At 64.5% G+C, this 18,215-nt stretch carries 21 protein-coding genes; 3 read left to right on the top strand and 18 right to left on the bottom strand.

Annotated features, from left to right (window positions below; all coding sequences use genetic code 11):
* The first annotated feature begins 88 nt into the window (after positions 1 to 88).
* Positions 89 to 2,122, top strand: coding sequence for an acyltransferase family protein (locus tag AC3WJP_RS10860; protein WP_493721265.1), 2,034 nt, complete (start codon positions 89 to 91; stop codon positions 2,120 to 2,122).
* Positions 2,123 to 2,273: 151 nt separating this feature from the next.
* On the opposite strand, the gene AC3WJP_RS10855 is transcribed toward AC3WJP_RS10860, so the two are convergent.
* The 10 genes from AC3WJP_RS10855 to ccmA all read right to left on the bottom strand — a co-directional run bounded on the left by AC3WJP_RS10855 (position 2,274) and on the right by ccmA (position 9,812).
* Entirely contained in the window at positions 2,274 to 2,669 is a 396-nt protein-coding gene (locus AC3WJP_RS10855; RefSeq protein ID WP_493721264.1) for a hypothetical protein, read from the bottom strand.
* A gap of 179 nt (positions 2,670 to 2,848) precedes the next feature.
* The gene (gene ccmI / locus AC3WJP_RS10850) at positions 2,849 to 4,060 is read right to left on the bottom strand and encodes a c-type cytochrome biogenesis protein CcmI (protein ID WP_493721263.1); all 1,212 of its coding nucleotides are present in this window, start codon (positions 4,058 to 4,060) and stop codon (positions 2,849 to 2,851) included.
* Complete coding sequence (locus AC3WJP_RS10845; protein WP_493721262.1) at positions 4,057 to 4,527, bottom strand: cytochrome c-type biogenesis protein; 471 nt, start codon at positions 4,525 to 4,527, stop codon at positions 4,057 to 4,059. The genes ccmI and AC3WJP_RS10845 overlap by 4 nt, the downstream gene beginning before the upstream one ends.
* Positions 4,524 to 5,060: a DsbE family thiol:disulfide interchange protein gene (locus tag AC3WJP_RS10840; RefSeq protein WP_493721261.1), complete on the bottom strand. Its 537-nt coding sequence runs from the start codon at positions 5,058 to 5,060 to the stop codon at positions 4,524 to 4,526. Before AC3WJP_RS10840 ends, AC3WJP_RS10845 begins: the two co-directional genes overlap by 4 nt.
* On the bottom strand, positions 5,057 to 7,030 hold the full coding sequence (locus tag AC3WJP_RS10835; RefSeq protein WP_493721396.1) for a heme lyase CcmF/NrfE family subunit: 1,974 nt from the start codon (positions 7,028 to 7,030) through the stop codon (positions 5,057 to 5,059). Before AC3WJP_RS10835 ends, AC3WJP_RS10840 begins: the two co-directional genes overlap by 4 nt.
* 19 nt (positions 7,031 to 7,049) lie before the next feature.
* Positions 7,050 to 7,523, bottom strand: a complete 474-nt coding sequence (gene ccmE, locus AC3WJP_RS10830; RefSeq protein WP_493721260.1) for a cytochrome c maturation protein CcmE — start codon at positions 7,521 to 7,523, stop codon at positions 7,050 to 7,052.
* Positions 7,520 to 7,696, bottom strand: coding sequence for a heme exporter protein CcmD (gene ccmD, locus AC3WJP_RS10825; protein ID WP_493721259.1), 177 nt, complete (start codon positions 7,694 to 7,696; stop codon positions 7,520 to 7,522). Before ccmD ends, ccmE begins: the two co-directional genes overlap by 4 nt.
* Positions 7,693 to 8,451 carry a heme ABC transporter permease gene (locus AC3WJP_RS10820; protein WP_493721395.1) on the bottom strand — a complete coding sequence of 253 codons (759 nt, stop codon included), beginning with the start codon at positions 8,449 to 8,451 and terminating at the stop codon, positions 7,693 to 7,695. Before AC3WJP_RS10820 ends, ccmD begins: the two co-directional genes overlap by 4 nt.
* A gap of 60 nt (positions 8,452 to 8,511) precedes the next feature.
* Positions 8,512 to 9,183 (bottom strand): heme exporter protein CcmB, encoded by a 672-nt coding sequence (gene ccmB, locus AC3WJP_RS10815; protein WP_493721258.1) that lies wholly within the window; start codon positions 9,181 to 9,183, stop codon positions 8,512 to 8,514.
* The gene (ccmA, locus tag AC3WJP_RS10810) at positions 9,180 to 9,812 is read right to left on the bottom strand and encodes a cytochrome c biogenesis heme-transporting ATPase CcmA (protein ID WP_493721257.1); all 633 of its coding nucleotides are present in this window, start codon (positions 9,810 to 9,812) and stop codon (positions 9,180 to 9,182) included. The genes ccmB and ccmA overlap by 4 nt, the downstream gene beginning before the upstream one ends.
* A 333-nt stretch (positions 9,813 to 10,145) precedes the next feature.
* Between ccmA and fliK the strand changes: the two genes are divergently transcribed.
* Together fliK and AC3WJP_RS10800 are read left to right on the top strand one after the other, a co-directional pair.
* The gene (gene fliK, locus AC3WJP_RS10805; RefSeq protein WP_493721256.1) at positions 10,146 to 11,729 is read left to right on the top strand and encodes a flagellar hook-length control protein FliK; all 1,584 of its coding nucleotides are present in this window, start codon (positions 10,146 to 10,148) and stop codon (positions 11,727 to 11,729) included.
* Entirely contained in the window at positions 11,726 to 12,073 is a 348-nt protein-coding gene (locus AC3WJP_RS10800) for an EscU/YscU/HrcU family type III secretion system export apparatus switch protein (protein WP_493721255.1), read from the top strand. The genes fliK and AC3WJP_RS10800 overlap by 4 nt, the downstream gene beginning before the upstream one ends.
* A gap of 19 nt (positions 12,074 to 12,092) precedes the next feature.
* Here the strand turns inward: AC3WJP_RS10800 and AC3WJP_RS10795 are convergent, their stop codons facing one another.
* The 8 genes from AC3WJP_RS10795 to AC3WJP_RS10760 all read right to left on the bottom strand — a co-directional run bounded on the left by AC3WJP_RS10795 (position 12,093) and on the right by AC3WJP_RS10760 (position 18,174).
* On the bottom strand, positions 12,093 to 12,335 hold the full coding sequence (locus AC3WJP_RS10795) for a cold-shock protein (RefSeq protein ID WP_493721254.1): 243 nt from the start codon (positions 12,333 to 12,335) through the stop codon (positions 12,093 to 12,095).
* 132 nt (positions 12,336 to 12,467) lie between these two features.
* Positions 12,468 to 12,860, bottom strand: coding sequence for a DUF2802 domain-containing protein (locus AC3WJP_RS10790; protein WP_493721253.1), 393 nt, complete (start codon positions 12,858 to 12,860; stop codon positions 12,468 to 12,470).
* Positions 12,861 to 13,340: a chemotaxis protein CheW gene (locus AC3WJP_RS10785; protein WP_493721252.1), complete on the bottom strand. Its 480-nt coding sequence runs from the start codon at positions 13,338 to 13,340 to the stop codon at positions 12,861 to 12,863.
* 82 nt (positions 13,341 to 13,422) lie between these two features.
* On the bottom strand, positions 13,423 to 14,523 hold the full coding sequence (locus AC3WJP_RS10780; RefSeq protein WP_493721251.1) for a CheW domain-containing protein: 1,101 nt from the start codon (positions 14,521 to 14,523) through the stop codon (positions 13,423 to 13,425).
* Entirely contained in the window at positions 14,523 to 15,311 is a 789-nt protein-coding gene (locus tag AC3WJP_RS10775; RefSeq protein ID WP_493721250.1) for a ParA family protein, read from the bottom strand. Before AC3WJP_RS10775 ends, AC3WJP_RS10780 begins: the two co-directional genes overlap by 1 nt.
* A gap of 58 nt (positions 15,312 to 15,369) precedes the next feature.
* The gene (gene motD, locus AC3WJP_RS10770) at positions 15,370 to 16,257 is read right to left on the bottom strand and encodes a flagellar motor protein MotD (RefSeq protein ID WP_493721249.1); all 888 of its coding nucleotides are present in this window, start codon (positions 16,255 to 16,257) and stop codon (positions 15,370 to 15,372) included.
* A 10-nt stretch (positions 16,258 to 16,267) separates the two neighbouring features.
* Positions 16,268 to 17,008: a flagellar motor protein gene (locus tag AC3WJP_RS10765; protein ID WP_493721248.1), complete on the bottom strand. Its 741-nt coding sequence runs from the start codon at positions 17,006 to 17,008 to the stop codon at positions 16,268 to 16,270.
* Positions 17,008 to 18,174, bottom strand: coding sequence for a protein-glutamate methylesterase/protein-glutamine glutaminase (locus AC3WJP_RS10760; RefSeq protein WP_493721247.1), 1,167 nt, complete (start codon positions 18,172 to 18,174; stop codon positions 17,008 to 17,010). Before AC3WJP_RS10760 ends, AC3WJP_RS10765 begins: the two co-directional genes overlap by 1 nt.
* Positions 18,175 to 18,215 lie beyond the last annotated feature (41 nt).

The following is an 18,215-nucleotide window of genomic DNA, read 5'->3' as shown; positions in this document are numbered from 1 at the left end:
TTCGCCGTTCAAATTGAGCTGAAACCCTCACGCACTGCCTGAGCCGTAATGTGCCTCTCTCACTCTCTTCACAGAGCAGACCACAACCATGAGCGCTCTCAACCCCAACACCTTGGCCTATCGTCCGGAAATCGACGGCCTGCGTACCCTCGCGGTCATGCCCGTGATCCTGTTCCATGCCGGAATCGAGTTCTTTTCCGGCGGATTCGTGGGTGTGGATATCTTTTTCGTGATCTCCGGATACTTGATCACTTCGATCATCCTCGGCGAGCTGATGGCCGGCAGATTCTCGCTGCTGCGCTTTTATGAGCGGCGCGCGCGCAGGATTCTGCCGCCGCTGTTCCTGGTGCTGATGACCAGCCTGCCCCTGGCCTGGTGGTGGCTGGAGCCCGAGGCCTTGCAGGCATTCGCCAAGAGCCTGGTGGCGGTGCCGCTGTTTTCCTCCAACTTCGTGTTCTGGCGCGAAAGCGGCTACTTCGATACCGCCGCCGAACTCAAGCCGCTGCTGCACACCTGGACCCTGGCCGTGGAGGAGCAGTACTACCTGTTCTTCCCGCTGTTCTTGCTGCTGGCCTGGAAGCTGTTCGGGCGCCGCTGGATCTTCGCCATGCTGGGGGTGGCCACACTGACCAGCCTGGTTGTGGCCGAGCGCGGCGTGCTGCGCGAATCGCCGGCGGCCTTTTATCTGCTGCATTCGCGGGCCTGGGAGCTGCTGGTCGGGTCGCTGATCGCGTTCTACTTCTCGTGGCGACCGCGCAGTGGCCAGCACGCCGGGATGCTGGGCGAACTCGCCGGCCTGCTCGGTCTGGGGCTGATCCTCTACGCCATCTGCGCGTTCAGCCAGGCTACGCCCTTCCCCGGCCTCAATGCCTTGGTACCGACCTTGGGCGCCGGGTTGATCATCCTCTTCGTCAGCCCGCAGACCTGGGTCGGCAAGCTGCTGTGCCTGCGGCCCATGGTCGGCATCGGCCTGATCAGTTACAGCGCCTACCTGTGGCATCAGCCGGTGTTCGCTTTCGCGCGGCACATCAGCCTGCTGCCGCCCAGCCTGGCGACCATGCTGGCACTGACCGTGCTGTCCCTGCTGTTGGCGTGGCTGAGCTGGCGTTTCGTGGAGCGGCGTTTTCGCGACAAGCGCGTGTTCAGTCAGGCGCAGATCTTTCGCATGGGCGCCTGCGCCTCGCTGCTGTTCGTCGCGGTTGGCCTGGCCGGCACCCTCACCCACGGCTTTGCCGAACGCTACCCGCTGGATCAGACCAACCTCAACGCCTTCGATAACCCGAACATCCGCGCGACATGCGACGAGCACTACGACGGCAACGGCTGGGGTATCGATTTCTGCCGCGTCGGTGACGTCGACGGTGACCCGGCCGACGACATCGCCGTGTTCGGTGACAGCCATTCCGAGGCGATCCTGCCGGCCTTCGACGTCGCCGGCAAACAGCTGGGCATGGGCATCGTGCACATCGGCCTGGGTGGTTGCCCGCCGCTGCTGGGGGTCGATGTGGTGTCGCACAACTATGACCCGGGTGTCTGCGAAACCCTGGCCAGCCGCGAGTTCGAGTACGTCAAAAGTCATGGCATCAAGCGCCTGATACTGGTGGCGCGCTGGACGCAGTACACCGAGCCCGGGTACGACCGCGAGACCATGAACGACAACTTTCTGATCAGTCATGACAGCCACGAGTTGAGTCAGCAGGCGTCACGGGCGGTGTTCGAGGCGAGCATGGCGCGTACGGTCGCGGCGTATCGCGCGTTGGGAGTGAAGGTCGATGTGATTGCTCAGGTACCGCAGCAGCGCGCCGACCCCAAAAGCCTCTACTACCGCCTGGCCCAGGAGCGGGATGAAAGCGCAGACGACAAGCTGCAGGCGATCAGCGCGGTGTCGGTACCGATCGCGCGCCATGCGCAGCTGCAGCGCTATACCCGGCGGGTGTTCGAGGCGGAACAGGCGCAAGGCTTGATCACTCTGGTGAGCCTGGACGATGCGTTCTGCAAGAACGAGCGCTGCCTGATCGGCAATGCGGCGTCATGGTATCGGGACTACAACCATATCAATGCCAAGGGCACGGAGTTGGTGGCCGAGAGCGTGACGCAGTTGCTGGAGGGAAATCGGTTGTGACCCCGGCGCCCTGTAGCGAGGAGGCTTGCCTCCGAAAATCAGGCAAGCGGCCGGTATGCACCTGACACGCCCTGATCGCGGAAGGCGTGAGGCCTTCGGGGGCGAGCCCCCTCGCTACACCGCGAAAGGGTCGCCCACAGCAATGCGGCAGTCAGGGATGCAAATGCCCCAACCCCGGCGGTACGCCGGTGCTGTCAGTCGCTTCCCATGGGCCGCTGAGGCTGGTGGCCCAGGTCCAGCCGGCGTCCCAGCGGTAGTAGGTGCGCTGACGGTAGTAGACGTTCGGCACCGCATCCAGCACATAGACCCCCAATCGCTGGTCCCAGTGGCTGGCGCCGCCCGGTGGTGGGGCAAAGCTGGCCGAGGTGCGGGGCACCTGAGTGGCCGGCGCCGGTGTGCCGGGCGTGCTCGGTGGCAGCGGCTTGACCATCGGCGTGGAAGGTACGGTCTGCAGCGGCGGCAGGTCGGTATGCTGAGGTTGCTGCACCGCACAGGCACTCAACCCCAACACCAGGCTCAACAGGGAAAGACGAGCGTAAACAGGCATGAACGGTACTCTTGGTCAGGAGAAGCAAGTAATGGGCAACGATTGATCAGGCAAAGATCGAACACCGTAGCGAGCAGGCTTGCCTGCGAAATACAGCATCGCCGACATCGCTGCGTCTGACACATCGCCATCGGCGGCCCCCTCGCTACACGGCGAAGAGCCAGCGACAACACCCCGCGTTACAAATCCGGACTGTCGATCGTCAGGTGCTGAAGCGCCGTGGTATCGCTCGCCAGCGGCGCGCCGCGGCCGATCCATTCGCCTTTCACCGGTTGTCCGGCACGGGATACCCGCGCCATCAGTTGGACTTCTGGATAGCTCGACAGTTTCAGGTCCGGGCGCATCGCATCGGCGTCGGCCAGCTCCACCGTCACCGGCAGATCCGCCACCGTCAGACGCTTGACCGCCAAAGGAATCGGCGGGCCGTTGGTGGCACGGGCGAACACGAACACGGTGTCGCCAGCCTGCACCTTGGCCTTGAGCGCGTCGCCCAGATCGACCCGGACCTTGATGCCCACCGTAGCCGGCGCCTTGGCAACATCGGCCGAAGCCGCCACCTGCCCGCCACTGGCTAGCAGCCGCGCCTTGGCCTGATCGATACCGCCTTGCAGCGGCGCCCGCGAACCGTCATCGGCCGGCAATTGCACCAACAGGCGCTGCCAATAATCGATGGCGTCCTGGTAACGCTTGCCCTCGAAAGCCGAGATGCCCAGCAAGCCCAGGCTGGTCACTTCCTTGGGATCGGCCTTGAGCGCTTCGTCGGTCAAGGCCTGAATCTGCGCCGACCACTGCTTGCCTGCGGCAAAGTACAAGGCCTGCGCCCATTGCCCAAGCAGCTGCGGCTCACGTCCGGCCACGGCGGCGGTACGCTCGAAGATCCGCGCGGCGTCCGCGGGCCGGTTCTGCGACATATAGGCCCGACCGAGGAAAAACAGGCCTTGGGCGGAATCCGGCTGCGCGGCCACCACCCGTTCCAGGCGCTGGGTCATCTCTTGCACCGAGGTCGGCGGCTTCGCCAGTTCGCTGGTCAGCTCGACCTTGTCGCTGGCGCCAAAATGCAGGTACATGCCCATGGCCAGCACCGGCACCAACAAGGCGATCACCGCTGGTGCCGCCTTGCCCAGGCGCTGGTTGACCTTGGGCTGGGCGCCGTCGGTGTCGGCCAGCAGCTCGCGAGCGGCTTCGGCCTGAGCGCTGTCAAGCTGCTCGCGGCTGAGCACGCCTTCGTCTTGCTGCACTTGCAGCTCGGCCAGACGCTCTTCGTACAGCGCCACGTTCAGCGCGGTACGGTCTTCCTCCTGCTGCGCGCGGCGCTCGCGCAGCACCGGTATCAACAGAAACCCCAGGGCAATCAACAACAGCAGCCCGGCGGCCAACCAGAATTCAATCATGGGTGTTCTTTATCCAGCAGATGGGCGAGGCGCTGGCGCTCCGCATCGGAAAGGTCTTGCGGGGTAGCGGCCAGAGCCCGGCGGCGACGGCGCACGATCAGCAAAATGATCACCACCCCGCCCAGCAGCAACACCCAGGGGCCGAACCACAGCAGCGCGGTGCGCATCGTCAGTGCCGGCTTGTAGCGCACGAAGTCGCCATAGCGGTCGACCATGTAGCCGATGATCTGCTGGTCGTCCTTGCCCTCACCGAGCATGCGGAAGATCTCGCGGCGCAGGTCGGCGGCGATTGGCGCATTGGAGTCGGCGATGTCCTGATTCTGACACTTGGGGCAACGCAGCTCCTGGGTCAGGGTGCGGAAGCGCACGCGCTCGGCTTCGTTGGCGAACTCGTAGGTGTCGATGGCGGCGTGGGCGATACCGACCAGGCCCACGCACAGCAGCGCTGCAGCCAGCCAGCGCTTCATGGCTTGGCCTCGTCGACCAGGCCCTGATACAGGTGCGCCAGCTGATCGTGCCAGACCGCGTCGTCGATGATGCCGACGTGCTTGTAGCGAATCACGCCCTTGGCATCGATCAGAAAGGTCTCGGGCGCGCCGTACACACCCAGGTCCAACCCCAGAGAGCCCTGGGCATCGGCGATATTCAGCAGGTAAGGATTATGGAACTCGGTCAGCCACTTCTCGGCGGCGGCGTCCTCATCCTTGTAGTTGATGCCATAGATGACCACGCCTTGCTGCGCCAGCTTGTTGAGCACCGGATGCTCGACCCGACAGGCCACGCACCAGGTGCCCCAGACATTCACCAGCGCCGGCTTGCCGACGATATCGGCGCGGGTCAGGGTGCGGTTGTCCTGCACCGTGGGCAGGGAGAATTGCGGGAACGGCTTGTCGATCATCGCCGACGGCAAGGCCGACGGGTCCAGATACAGGCCACGATACAAAAATACCGCCACACCGAGGAACAGCAACAACGGCACGGCCAACATCCAACGCTTCATACGGCAGCTCCCGACAGCCCCAGGGCATCACGCACCTTGCTTTTGACTTTGACTCGATAGCGCCGATCCGTCGCCGCCAGCGCCCCGCCGAACGCGGTGAACAGGCCGCCGAACCAGATCCAGCGCACGAACGGCTTGACGTGCACGCGGACGGCCCAGGCGCCGTTCTCCAGCGGTTCGCCCATGGCCACATACAGGTCGCGACTGAAACCGGCGTCGATACCGGCCTCGGTCATCATCGACTGCTGCACGGTGTACAGGCGTTTTTCCGGGAACAGGCGCGTCACCGGTTGACCGTCACGGGTCACCGTCATGGTGCCGCGGTCGGCGCTGAAGTTCGGGCCCTCATAGTGGCGCGCGCCTTCGAAGGTGAAGTGGTAACCCGCCAGGTCCACCGACTCGCCCGGGGCCATGCGCAGATCGCGCTCGGCGTTGTTGTTGCTCGACAGCACCACGCCCAAGGCGCATATGGCGATGCCCAGGTGCGCCACGTGCATGCCCCAGTAGCTGCGGGTCAGGCTGCCCATGCCCTTGAGCAGGCCCTTGTGGCGGGTCTTGTCGAGCAGGTCACGCACACCGGCAAGCACGATCCACGCCGCCAGGGCGAAGACGGTCAGCACCTGCCAGTCGAAATCCCCGATCAGCACACCGCACAGCAGGGCCAGGACGGCACTGCCGATCAGCACCGGGGTGAGCATGTTGCCCAGCCATTTGACCGGCGTGTCCTTCCAGCGCACCAACACGCCCACCGCCATCACTGCCATGAGCAAGCCCATCAAGGGCACGAACAGCGCGTTGAAATACGGCGGACCGACCGACATCTTGGCGCCGCTGATGGCGTCCACCGCCAGCGGATAGAGGGTACCCAGGAGGATCATCGAAGCGACCACCACCAGCACCAGATTGTTGCTCAGCAGCAGGGTTTCCCGCGACCACAGGTTGAAACCCACGTGGCTCTTGACCACCGGCGCGCGCAAGGCAAAGAGCGTCAACGAGCCGCCGATGACGATCAGCAGAAATATCAGAATGAACACCCCGCGCGCCGGGTCGGAGGCGAAGGCGTGTACCGAGGTCAGCACCCCGGAGCGCACCAGAAAGGTCCCCAGCAGGCTCAACGAGAAGGCGGCGATGGCCAGCAGCACGGTCCAGCTCTTGAACACGCCGCGCTTTTCCGTGACCGCCAACGAGTGGATCAGCGCCGTGCCTACCAGCCATGGCATGAACGAGGCGTTTTCGACCGGGTCCCAGAACCACCAGCCGCCCCAGCCGAGCTCGTAGTAGGCCCACCACGAGCCCAGGGTGATGCCGAAGCCGAGGAAGGCCCAGGCGGTGATGGTCCATGGCCGCGACCAGCGCGCCCAGGCGGCATCGAGACGACCGCCGAGCAGCGCGGCGATGGCGAAGGCGAAGGCCACCGAGAAGCCGACGTAGCCCATGTAGAGCATCGGCGGGTGGACGATCAGGCCCGGGTCCTGCAGCAACGGATTGAGGTCGCGGCCGTTGCTCGGCACCTGCGGCAGAATGCGCGCGAAGGGGTTGGAGGTCAGGGTCAGGAACAGCAGAAAACCGATGCTGATCATGCCCATCACCGCCAGCACCCGGGCCAGCATCTCCTGCGGCAACTGGCGCGAGAACACCGACACGGCGAAGGTCCAGCCGCCAAGGATCAGGGTCCACAGGAGCAACGAGCCTTCGTGGGCGCCCCACACGGCGCTGAACTTGTAGTACCAGGGCAAGGCGCTGTTGGAGTTTTCGGCGACGTAGCCCACCGAAAAATCGTCGGTCATGAAGGCGTAGGTCAGGCAGCCGTAGGCGAACAGCAGAAACGCGAACTGGCCCCAGGCGGCGGGTTGCGCCAGGCTCATCCACAGGCGCTCGCCACGCCAGGCACCGACCAGCGGCACGGTGGCTTGCACCAGGGCGAAACACAGGGCGAGGATCATCGCCAAATGGCCCAGCTCGGGCATCATCAATGCAGCGTTCATGGCGTTACCCCTGATTGTCGCGGGCACTGCCCGGCATGGATTGGGGACCGGCCTGGCCGCTGTCCTTGAGTGCCTTGGTGACTTCCGGCGGCATGTATTTCTCGTCGTGCTTGGCCAGCACCTGGTCAGCGACCACCACGCCTTGGTCGTTGATCTCGCCCAGCGCGACGATGCCCTGCCCCTCGCGGAACAGATCGGGCAGGATGCCGCGGTAGGTGATGGGCACCGACTTGTCGAAGTCGGTCACCACGAAGCGCACGTCCAGCGAGTCGCTCGAGCGCTGCAAGGAGCCCTTGACCACCATGCCGCCGGCGCGGATGCGTTTGCCGTGGGGCGCTTCGCCGTTGGCGATCTGGGTGGGGGTGTAGAACAGGTTGATGTTTTCCTGCAAGGCACTCAGGGCCAGGCCCACGGCCAGGCCGACGCCGGCGAGCACGCCGACGATGATCAACAGGCGCTTTTTGCGCAGCGGGTTCACTGTGATTGCTCCCGGCGCAGACGGCGCGCCTCTTCCTGCAGATGACGACGCCGCGCCAGGATCGGCACGGCCAGGTTCCAGAGCACCGCCAGCAGGCAGATACCGTAGGCCGACCAGACATACAGGCCATGCCGGCCCATGGCGAGAAAATCGCCGAACGAGCTGAAACTCATGACCGGCCCTCCAATTGCGCCTGGATCTCGGCCTTGACCCAACTGCTGCGCGCCTCGCGCTTGAGCACCTCGAGGCGCATGCGCAGCAACAGCACCACGGCGAAGAAGCAATAGAACCCCAGCACCGTGAACAGCAGCGGCAGCCACATTTCGGCGGGCATCTTCGGGCGTTCGGTGAAGCTGAAGGTCGCGCCCTGGTGCAGGGTGCTCCACCACTCTACCGAGTACTTGATGATCGGGATGTTGATCACCCCGACGATCGCCAGCACCGCGCAGGCCTTGGCGGCGCTGTCGCGGTTGCTGATGGCCTGGCCGAGGGCGATCAGACCCAGATAGAGGAACAGCAGGATGAGCATCGAAGTCAGCCGTGCGTCCCAGACCCACCAACTGCCCCAGGTCGGCTTGCCCCAGATGGCGCCGGTCAGCAAGGCCACAGCAGTGAGGGAAGCGCCGATGGGCGCAGCGCATTGCAGCGCGACGTCGGCGATTTTCATCTTCCACACCAGCCCGACCACCCCGGCCACCGCCATCAGCACATAGCAAGACTGCGCCAGCATGGCGGTCGGCACGTGGATATAGAGGATGCGAAAGCTGTTGCCCTGCTGGTAATCCGGCGGCGCGAAGGCCAGGCCCCAGACCACGCCGATGGCCAGCAACAGCACGGCGGCCACGCTGAACCATGGCAGCAACCGGCCGCTGAGGCCGTAAAACCATTTGGGCGAGCCCAACTTGTGGAACCAGGTCCAGCTCAACACGCTGCTATTCATCACGGTGCATCCAAAGTCCTGGCTGGCCGTCTGCGCGGCCAGGCCTCGTTATTCGCCGACGCTGATCTTCAGCCCGGCGGCGATCGCAAAGGGTGTCAGGGTGACCGCGAGGGCGGTCAGGCTACCCAGCCAAAGCAGGTAACCCGTGGCCGGCAGCCCTTGCAGGGCGGCTTGCAGCGCGCCACTGCCGAGGATCAGCACCGGTATGTACAACGGCAAAATCAACAGCGCCAGCAACAGGCCGCCACGGCGCAGGCCGACCGTCAACGCCGCCCCCACTGCCCCTAGCAGGCTGAGGATCGGCGTGCCCAGCAACAACGAGGCCAGCAGCACCGCCAGGCAATCGCTCGGCAACCCCAGCATCAACGCCAACACCGGGGCCAGGATGACCAGCGCCAGGCCGGAAAAGGCCCAATGCGCGGCCACCTTGGCCAGTACCAGCAAAGGCAGCGGCTGGGGCGACAGCACCCATTGCTCCAGCGAGCCGTCCTCGAAATCGCTGCGGAACAGGCCGTCCAGCGACAACAGCACCGACAGCAACGCCGCCACCCAGATCAACCCCGGGGACAGCGTCTGCAACAACTGCGCGTCCGGGCCGACCGCCAGCGGGAACATCGCCACCACGATGGCGAAGAATACCAGCGGGTTGGCCAGCTCGGCAGGCCGGCGCGCCAGCAGACGCGCTTCGCGGCGCAGCAACAGACTGAAGACCTGGCTCATGGCGCGAAATGCCCTAGGTCGAGCTCGCGATACCCGCCGGGCTTGCAACTCAGGCTGTGGTGGGTGGTCAAGACCACCAGGCCGCCCTGTTCGCAATGCTGTGCCAGATGCTGCTCCAGTTGCGCCACGCCTTGTTTGTCCAACGCCGTGAATGGCTCGTCGAGGATCCACAGCGGCGGGCTGTCCAGATACAGACGCGCCAGCGCCACGCGCCGCTGCTGGCCGGCCGACAGGCTGTGGCAAGGCACATCTTCGAAACCGCGCAGGCCCACGGCGGCCAACGCCGTCCAGATGGCCTCGCGCGTGGCCGGGCGGTGCAAGGCGCACAGCCAGGCCAGGTTCTCTTCAGCGCTAAGCAAGTCCTTGATCCCGGCCGCATGACCGATCCACAGCAACTGCGCCGCCAGGGCCTGACGGCGCTCCCCCAGGGCCACGCCGTCGAGCAACACCTGACCGGCACTGGGCTGCATCAGCCCGGCCAACAGGCGCAGCAGGCTGGTCTTGCCGCTGCCATTGGGGCCGCTGATCTGCAGCATGTCGCCGGCGCCGAGTCGCAACTCGAGGTGCTCGAAAAGCACGCGCCAGTCACGCTCACACGCCAGCGCTACGGCTTCGAGATGAGGGGTCAATGCATTGCCTTATGGTTCAAATGTCGGTGCGTTGCCGTTCAAGTTGGCTCGGGCACGGCCGCTATAGTGAGTGCCGGGCCCTTCACGATCAAGGCTGGGCGCCTGCGTTAACGATGTTTTCATCTTTGCCGGCGCCCGCGGCGCGGCATTATACCCCTTGTGCCAGCGCTCTACCGAGGCAATTTGCCACTTGTGCTGACGAGATGTACCGGCCATGCCGACGCCTTCGCGAGCAAGCTTCGCTCCCACAGGGGTACGGCTTGGTGTGGGAGCAGGGCTTGCCCGCGAAGGGGCCGGGAGGCCTCGTACATAATTCACTGATGCAGGAATTGCATGACCAGCGAAATCAACAGTTTGCCCGCCACCGCTGCCCTGGCCGGCGCCACCCGCCAGGCGGCCGCCGTCGGCGAATTGATGAGCCTGCTGACGCCCGCCGCCGATGTCGTGCCCAGCGGCGAGACCGTGCAGGCCCAAGTGGTCGCGCTCAAGCAGGCCGCCACCGACTTCCTCCTGACCCTGCGCCTGACCTTGCCAAGCGGTCAGCAGAGCAGCGTCCAGGTCAGCAGCTCCCAGCCCTTCAGCCAAGGCACCCTGCTGCTGGTCAGCCAGACCAGCAGCGATGCCCTGACCGTAGCGGTGGCCCAGGCCCGTGCCAGCAATCTGACGCAACTGGACACGCAGAAAGTCCCGGTCGGCACCCTGCTGCAGGCCAAGGTCGTCACCAGCCAGTTGCTGCCCGCCGAACCGACCACAAGCAACACGCCCGCCACCGCGGTCTATCGCTCGCTGGTCACGGTCCTCAACAGCGCGCTGGTGGGGCAAACCCTTACCATCGACAGCCCGCAGCCGCTGCGGATCGGCAGCCTGCTCAGCGCCCAGGTGCAAGGCAGCCAGGAGCTCGACTTCGTGCCACTGAGCGGGCGCCTCGATCAGCTCGCGGTAGCTGGCCAGTTGAACGCCCAGCAAAGCCGCCAGGGTTCACTGGAAGGTTTGCTCAATCTGCTGCAGGACCTCGACGCCAGCGGCTCGCTCAGTGCCGACCTGCAGAGCGCCGCCAGCCGCGTGCTCAACCAACTGCCCGACATCCGCCAGTTGAGTGATCCGCGCGGGGTCGCCCTGGCGCTGCAGGACAGCGGCCTGTTCATGGAGCCGCGCTTGCTGCAAGGCCTGCCGCCCACCGATCTGAAGACCGCCCTGTTGCAACTGGTCAGCCAGTTGACCACGGCCCTGCCGAACACCGGCGGGCAGCCGTTCAACCCGGCCAATGCCGCGATCATCCTCGCCCAGACCCTCCCCGGCTACGTGCGCAGCGCCCTGGGCATGCTCGGCCAGGTCGGCGCCAAGCCACAAATGGGCGGCTTCCCCCTGCCCTCGCGCCTGCTGCCGGCGATGGACGGCGAAAACGATCTGCAACACCTGTTGCGCCTGGCCACCGCGGCGTTGTCGCGGCTGCAAAGCCACCAACTGGCGAGCCTCGATGAAAGCGGCAGCGATGCCGATAACAAACTGCAGACCACCTGGCAGCTGGAAATCCCCATGCGCGACATGGCCAATATCGTGCCCTTGCAGGTGAAGATTCAGCGCGAGGACCCACCGCCGCAAAAACAGGAGCAATCGGAGCGCTCCGAGTCCGTGAACACTCCCCAGGAGCGCATCTGGCGCGTGGAACTGGCCTTCGACCTGTCACCGCTCGGCCCACTGCAAGTGCAGGCGCAATTGCACCGCGGCAGCCTCAGCAGTCAACTGTGGGCCGAAGTTCCCGGCACCGCGCAGATGATCGCCGCGCAGCTCGGTTACCTGCGCGAGCAACTAGTGAGCGCCGGCCTGCAGGTGGCTGATCTGGACTGCCATCAAGGCGTGGCGCCGCGGGGCAAACGCACACATCTGGAACATCGCTGGGTGGACGAAAACGCATGAAACAGCCAACACCGCGTCAGGCCATCGCCCTGAGCTACGACCGCCAGAACGCCCCGACCCTGACCGCCAAGGGTGACGACGAACTGGCCGAAGCCATTCTCGCTGTCGCGCGGGAATACCAAGTGCCGATCTACGAGAATGCCGAATTGGTGAAGATGCTCGCGCGCCTGGAACTGGGCGACAGCATCCCGCAGGAGCTGTACCGCACCATTGCGGTGATCATCGCGTTCGCGTGGCGGTTGCAGGGCAAGAAGCCGGCGGATTTCGTCGAGCCGGCAGGGCCCGAGGAGCGGGATATCAGCCCAGCTCCACGGGCGGCGATTGGTAGATCAGATCCGTTCTAGCAATGAACAAGCGTAGGACTCAGGGCCACTGGAAGCCGTTGTCCTCAACACTTACTTCATAAGCCTGAGGATTACCACCGGGGGCTCGCCTGACAATGAACGAAACAATCTGCCAAGGTCGCAGCGTCTTGAATCCTGGATCTACGATGTGGGAAAAATGGACGGACGTAGCCAAGCCGCTACCGCTCTTGATCCAGCCCCAGCCCTTTTCATCGTCAAACGATTCGACACATCCTAGATAGCGCTTTTCAGGTTCTGTCATGAGTAGTTGCTCCCTTTGATACCGGTCTCCTGACCCCAGGATGGGGAAAGCTCGACCTGGCAGGAACATCATGTGCGAGGGCGCGCGAGCGCATAACTATCAGAACTGATAGTTGCCAGCCTCGCGTGAAGCTCAAGACCGATGCAGCTTCTTCATCAACTCCGCCTCAGCCTGGGTCAACCCACATGCCTGAGTCAGTTCATCGATGGAAGCCCCCATGCCCACCAGCTTCGCCGCCTGGGCAAAGGACAGGCTGTCCGGGTCGCGCTGTTCAAGCTGCAGCAGCTTGTCCGGCAACGGCGCAACCACCGCGCGCAGTTCATGCAGGGCATCACCCATGCGCACGGTGCCTTGCTGGTAGTCGTCGATGCGCTTGGCCAGCTCGCGGATACGCAGGTCGCGTCGGGCATCCAGCTCCAGGCGCTGCAGCTCCTGGCTTTTCTGTTTGCGGGTGTAGGACAGCAACATCGCCACGGTCCCAACCCATAACAGGGCCAGGACAATGACCGCGATCTCGGCGAACAATCAGATATTCTCCAGGTCCGACCACTCTTCTTCGCTCATCATCTTGTCGAGTTCGACCAGGATGAGCAGCTCGCCGTTCTTGTTGCACACGCCCTGGATGAACTTGGCGGACTCTTCGTTACCGACGTTCGGCGCGGTCTCGACTTCGGACTGACGCAGGTAGACCACTTCAGCCACGCTGTCGACGAGGATGCCGACCACTTGCTTGTCGGCCTCGATGATGACGATGCGGGTGTTGTCACTGATTTCGCTGGAGTCGAGGCCGAAGCGCTGGCGGGTGTCGATGACCGTCACCACGTTGCCGCGCAGGTTGATGATGCCCAGCACATAGGACGGCGCGCCGGGAACCGGGGCGATCTCGGTGTAGCGCAGCACTTCCTGGACCTGCATCACATTGATGCCGTAGGTCTCGTTGTCGAGCTTGAAGGTGACCCACTGCAGAATCGGATCTTCGGAACCCTGTGCAGACGACTTATTCATACCCCTAACCTCTCGAAAACCGCCTGCGGCGGTGTGTGTTCAGTGCAACCTTCGGTGGCGCCGAGGCTCATGCCCCGTGCCGTTATCTTTTCGCCCTGGCAGCCGGTTTGGCTGCAGCCTTGGCGGCCTTCCTGGCCGCGGCTTCCATCTCTTTGGCGCCGCCGCTGGCAATCAGCTCGGCCAGCGCCGCGACGTCGAGCAAGGCGCACATGTGTTCGATCACGGTGCCCGCCAACCACGGCCGCTGGCCACGCTGGGAGCGCCATTTGATTTCGTTCGGGTCCAGGCGCAACGAGCGACTGACCTGATGCACCGCCAGCCCCCACTCGTAGCCTTGCACCGAAATCACATACTGCAGGCCCTGCTTGAAATCTTCCCGATAGCGGTCCGGCATCACCCAGCGGGCGGTGTCCAGCACCTTCAGGTTGCCGCTGAGGCTGGGCAGAATGCCCAGGAACCACTCCGGCTGACCGAACAACGGCGTCAACTCCTGGCCCGCCAAAGCATAGATCGACCCCAGGCACACCAGCGGCACCGCCAGCGTCAGGCCGGCGACGTCGAACAACAGGCATTCGAACGGCTCGCTGGCCCACAACGGACGGCCATCGGCGCCGAGCGCCGGTGGGCCATCAGTACTGGCGTTATGCTTGTTATCGGTGACGGGCGCCTGGACTTGAGCACCGCTCGGCAACTTATGCACATCGACCAACGCGTCGACCCGGTCAAGCGGCGCTTGGGCCGCTGCCAGGGCCAATTCGAAAGGCTCGGCGGCGCAGGCCAGTTCGGGCACCGGCAGCTCCAGCTGCAGATCCGGCTCGTCCAGCTCGAACAGCGGCGGCTCGCTCGGCAGCAACAACGGCTGCGCCACCCGGGGCTCAGGCTCGGCCCAGCGACTTAGCGCGGTGACCGGCTTGTCGTTGAGAGACGGCTGCGCCACGGCTGGCGCCGGCGCCTGCCTGTCTTTGGCGGCATCGCGCACCTGCTCTTCGAGCACCGCAGCCTGAAACTCGTCGATGACGGCTACAGGGGCGCTTTCAGGAGCGCTTTGCGGAGCAACCGTCGGCGCCTCGAGACGCTCGTCGTTGCTGGGTGGCAATTCTTCGGTGATGTCCTGCAGCAAGGCATCCAGATACGACTGCAAGGCCAGTTGGGGGCGCGAGGTACGATTCGAAGGACGATTCATCACGCCACCTGCGTTACGAGCAGTTGCGTCAACAGATGCTTGAGCAAGGCACGGTATGCCACCACACCGCGGCTTTTGCCGTCGAACTGTGAAGGCGTCAAGCCTGCCCGGCTGGCGTCGCGCAAACGCGTGTCGACCGGGATATAACCCTGCCAGACCTGCTCGGGCCAGGCATCGCGCAACACTCGCAGGGTGCCCAGCGAGGCCTGGGTGCGTCGGTCGAACAGCGTCGGCACGATGCTGAACGGCAGGGGCTGCTTGCGCGAGCGATTGATCATGGCGAGGGTGCTGACCATGCGCTCCAGGCCCTTGACCGCCAGATGCTCGGTCTGCACCGGAATCACCAGTTGCTGGCTCGCCGCCAGGGCATTGACCATCAGCACGCCGAGCAAGGGCGGGCTGTCGATGATGGCGTAGTCGAAGTCCTGCCACAGTTGCGCCAGACTCTTGGCGATCACCAGGCCCAAGCCACCGTGGCCGGGGGACTGACGCTCCAGCGTGGCCAGGGCCGTGCTCGACGGCAGCAACGAGATGTTCTCGTGGCTGGTCGACTGCAGCAGCTGCCCCGGCAAGCCGTCAGGCACGCCGCCCTTGTGCAGGAACAGATCGAAACAGCTGTGTTCGAGTTCGTCCGGGTTATAGCCGAAATAACTGGTCATCGACCCATGGGGGTCGAGATCGACCACGACCACGCGCTTGCCGCCTTCGGCCAGCAAGCCGGCAAGGGCGATCGAAGTGGTGGTTTTGCCGACGCCACCTTTCTGGTTGGCTACTGCCCAGACTCTCATTGTGCGGCTTCCTCCCGGCTGCACTCACGGCGCAGCCCGAGATCCAGGTGTGGATGACTCACGGCTTGGGTGACGGGCTTTTGACGGCACCGCTCTTCGCCGGTGGATTTGTCGTAGCCGGTGCACTTTGTGTGCCAGCCCGACGCAATGCCGCATCCGGCGTCGCGCCCGAGGTGCCGGACCCGGTCAGACTGCGCCGCACATCGAGGTTGCGCGAGATCACCAACACCACTCGGCGGTTGTGGCCGCGACCATCGGCGGTGGTATTGGTGTCGATCGGCTGGAATTCACCATAGCCCACCGCAGCCATGCGCTGCGGGGCGATGCCGTCGATGGCGAGCATGCGCACGATACTGGCGGCCCGCGCCGACGATAGCTCCCAGTTGGTCGGGTACTGCGCCGTGCGGATCGGCTGGTCATCGGTGAAGCCCTCGACGTGCACAGGGTTGTCGAACGGCTTGAGGATGCCCGCCACCTTGTCGACGATGGTGAACGCCAGATCGCTGGGGATCGCATCGCCGCTGCCGAACAGCAGCCCGGACTTGAGCTCGATCTCGATCCACAGCTCGTTGCCGCGCACCGTCAGTTGATTGGAAGAAATCAGATCGCCAAAGGCGTTGCGCACGTCGTCGGCGATGGTCTGCAGGGCATCGACCTTGCCCATCGCCGCTTCGGTCTGGTCGGCATCCTGCACCAGCGGCTGGGCCGGGGTGACGGTCTGCGGGCGGTCTTCGCCGATGTTGATCGGCTTGGTGGTCTTGGCCTGATCGTTGAACACCCCGACCAGCGTCTCGGACAGCACCTTGTACTTGCCCTCGTTGATCGAGGAAATCGAGTACATGACCACGAAGAAGGCGAACAGCAAGGTGATGAAGTCCGCGTAGGACACCAGCCAGCGTTCGTGATTCTCGTGTTCCTCGGGTTGTCGATGGCGGCGGCGAGACATGGCTACTCCATCACTCCATGAAGCCTTGCAGCTTCAGTTCGATGGACCGCGGGTTCTCACCCTCGGCGATGGACAGGATGCCTTCGAGCATCATTTCCCGGTAACGGGCCTGGCGATGGGCGATCGCCTTGAGCTTGTTGGCCATGGGCAACAGCACCAGGTTGGCACTGGCCACGCCGTAGATGGTGGCGATGAACGCCACGGCAATGCCGCTGCCCAGCTGCGACGGATTGGCAAGGTTGCCCATCACGTGAATCAGGCCCATCACCGCACCGATGATGCCGATGGTAGGCGCATAACCGCCCATGCATTCGAACACCTTGGCGGCCTGGATATCGCGGCTTTCCTGCGTCAGAAAATCGACTTCGAGAATACTGCGAATGGCTTCCGGCTCGGCGCCGTCGACCAGCAGTTGCAGGCCTTTGCGGGCATAGGGATCGAGCTCGGTGTCGGCCACCGATTCGAGGCCCAGCAGGCCGTCCTTGCGCGCGATCAGGCTCCAGGTCACGACATTGTCGATCCCCCGGGCGAGGTCGATGCGCGGCGGGAAGATGATCCAGCGAATGATCGCCAGCGAGCGTGCGAAAGCGCTCAGGGGCGTCTGCAACAGCGCGGCGGCCAAGGTACCGCCGATGACGATCAGCGCTGCCGGGCCATTGAGCAAGGCGCCGATGCTGCCGCCTTCGAGAAAGTTGCCGCCGACGATTGCGACGAACGCCAGGATGATCCCTATCAGGCTCAACACATCCATCAGACGCAGGCCTCCGTCAGGTGCCGACCGATGTCGTCGAGGCTGTAGATGGCATCGGCCAGGTTGGCTTTGACGATCGCCATGGGCATGCCGTAGATCACGCAGCTGGCTTCGTCCTGGGCCCAGATCTGGCTGCCGCCCTGCTTGAGCAGGCGCGCGCCTTCACGGCCATCGGCGCCCATGCCGGTCAATACCACCGCCAGCACCTTGTCACCGTAGGACTTGGCCGCGGAGCCAAAGGTGATATCCACGCACGGCTTGTAGTTCAGGCGCTCGTCGCCGGGGAGAATTTTCACCGTGCCGCGGGCGTCGACCATCATCTGCTTGCCGCCAGGGGCCAGCAATGCCAGGCCGGGGCGCAGCACGTCACCATCCTCGGCTTCCTTGACCTGAATCTTGCAGAGCTTGTCGAGACGCTCGGCGAAGGCCTTGGTGAAGGCCGCAGGCATGTGCTGGACCAACACGATCGGCGCCGGAAAATGCGCCGGCAGTTGCGTCAGCACGCGCTGCAGGGCGACCGGGCCGCCAGTGGAGGTGCCGATGGCGACGAGCTTGTAGGATTTGCGCTTGGGCGGCGGCGACAGGGCTTGTGCCGGGGCGTCGGCGCCGGGGCGGGCCGGGCTGCGTACTGCCGGGGCAGGCGCTGCGCTGCGGGTGGCGCCTTCGCGGGCAGGCCTCGCTCCCACCGGGGCAGGGGTTGCGGGGCGTGTGTTTTCGGGGGCAAGCCCCCTCGCTACAGGGGGTGGAGCGGCAGGGCTGCTGCGGCGGTTGCTGCGTGCGAGGGTGTGGATCTTCTCGCACAGCATTTGCCTGACTTTCTCGGGGTTGCGCGAGATGTCTTCGAAATTCTTGGGCAGGAAATCGGTGGCCCCAGCGTCCAGCGCGTCGAGGGTCACCCGGGCGCCTTCGTGGGTCAGCGAGGAGAACATCAATACCGGCGTCGGACAGCGCTGCATGATATGCCGCACGGCGGTGATGCCATCCATCATCGGCATCTCGTAGTCCATGGTGATGACGTCGGGCTTGAGCGCGATGGCCTGATCGATGGCTTCACGACCATTGGTGGCGGTGCCGACGACCTGGATAGTGCTATCCGAGGCAAGAATTTCCGAGACGCGGCGGCGGAAGAAACCGGAATCATCCACCACCAGGACCTTGACTGCCATAAACACTCCATTAGGCCGAGCAGCGCACGGGGCGCCGCCCG

The sequence above is a fragment of the Pseudomonas sp. GW821-FHT01A09 genome (genome assembly GCF_058986725.1).
This window is presented reverse-complemented; position numbering and strand designations above follow the sequence as displayed.

Coding starts and splice junctions, on each gene's coding strand:
- AC3WJP_RS10860 (WP_493721265.1), top strand. CDS start 89: ATGAGCGCTCTCAACCCCAACACCTTGGCCTATCGTCCGGAAATCGAC.
- AC3WJP_RS10855 (WP_493721264.1), bottom strand. CDS start 2,669: ATGCCTGTTTACGCTCGTCTTTCCCTGTTGAGCCTGGTGTTGGGGTTG.
- ccmI (WP_493721263.1), bottom strand. CDS start 4,060: ATGATTGAATTCTGGTTGGCCGCCGGGCTGCTGTTGTTGATTGCCCTG.
- AC3WJP_RS10845 (WP_493721262.1), bottom strand. CDS start 4,527: ATGAAGCGCTGGCTGGCTGCAGCGCTGCTGTGCGTGGGCCTGGTCGGT.
- AC3WJP_RS10840 (WP_493721261.1), bottom strand. CDS start 5,060: ATGAAGCGTTGGATGTTGGCCGTGCCGTTGTTGCTGTTCCTCGGTGTG.
- AC3WJP_RS10835 (WP_493721396.1), bottom strand. CDS start 7,030: ATGATGCCCGAGCTGGGCCATTTGGCGATGATCCTCGCCCTGTGTTTC.
- ccmD (WP_493721259.1), bottom strand. CDS start 7,696: ATGAGTTTCAGCTCGTTCGGCGATTTTCTCGCCATGGGCCGGCATGGC.
- ccmB (WP_493721258.1), bottom strand. CDS start 9,183: ATGAGCCAGGTCTTCAGTCTGTTGCTGCGCCGCGAAGCGCGTCTGCTG.
- fliK (WP_493721256.1), top strand. CDS start 10,146: ATGACCAGCGAAATCAACAGTTTGCCCGCCACCGCTGCCCTGGCCGGC.
- AC3WJP_RS10800 (WP_493721255.1), top strand. CDS start 11,726: ATGAAACAGCCAACACCGCGTCAGGCCATCGCCCTGAGCTACGACCGC.
- AC3WJP_RS10795 (WP_493721254.1), bottom strand. CDS start 12,335: ATGACAGAACCTGAAAAGCGCTATCTAGGATGTGTCGAATCGTTTGAC.
- AC3WJP_RS10785 (WP_493721252.1), bottom strand. CDS start 13,340: ATGAATAAGTCGTCTGCACAGGGTTCCGAAGATCCGATTCTGCAGTGG.
- AC3WJP_RS10780 (WP_493721251.1), bottom strand. CDS start 14,523: ATGAATCGTCCTTCGAATCGTACCTCGCGCCCCCAACTGGCCTTGCAG.
- AC3WJP_RS10775 (WP_493721250.1), bottom strand. CDS start 15,311: ATGAGAGTCTGGGCAGTAGCCAACCAGAAAGGTGGCGTCGGCAAAACC.
- motD (WP_493721249.1), bottom strand. CDS start 16,257: ATGTCTCGCCGCCGCCATCGACAACCCGAGGAACACGAGAATCACGAA.
- AC3WJP_RS10765 (WP_493721248.1), bottom strand. CDS start 17,008: ATGGATGTGTTGAGCCTGATAGGGATCATCCTGGCGTTCGTCGCAATC.
- AC3WJP_RS10760 (WP_493721247.1), bottom strand. CDS start 18,174: ATGGCAGTCAAGGTCCTGGTGGTGGATGATTCCGGTTTCTTCCGCCGC.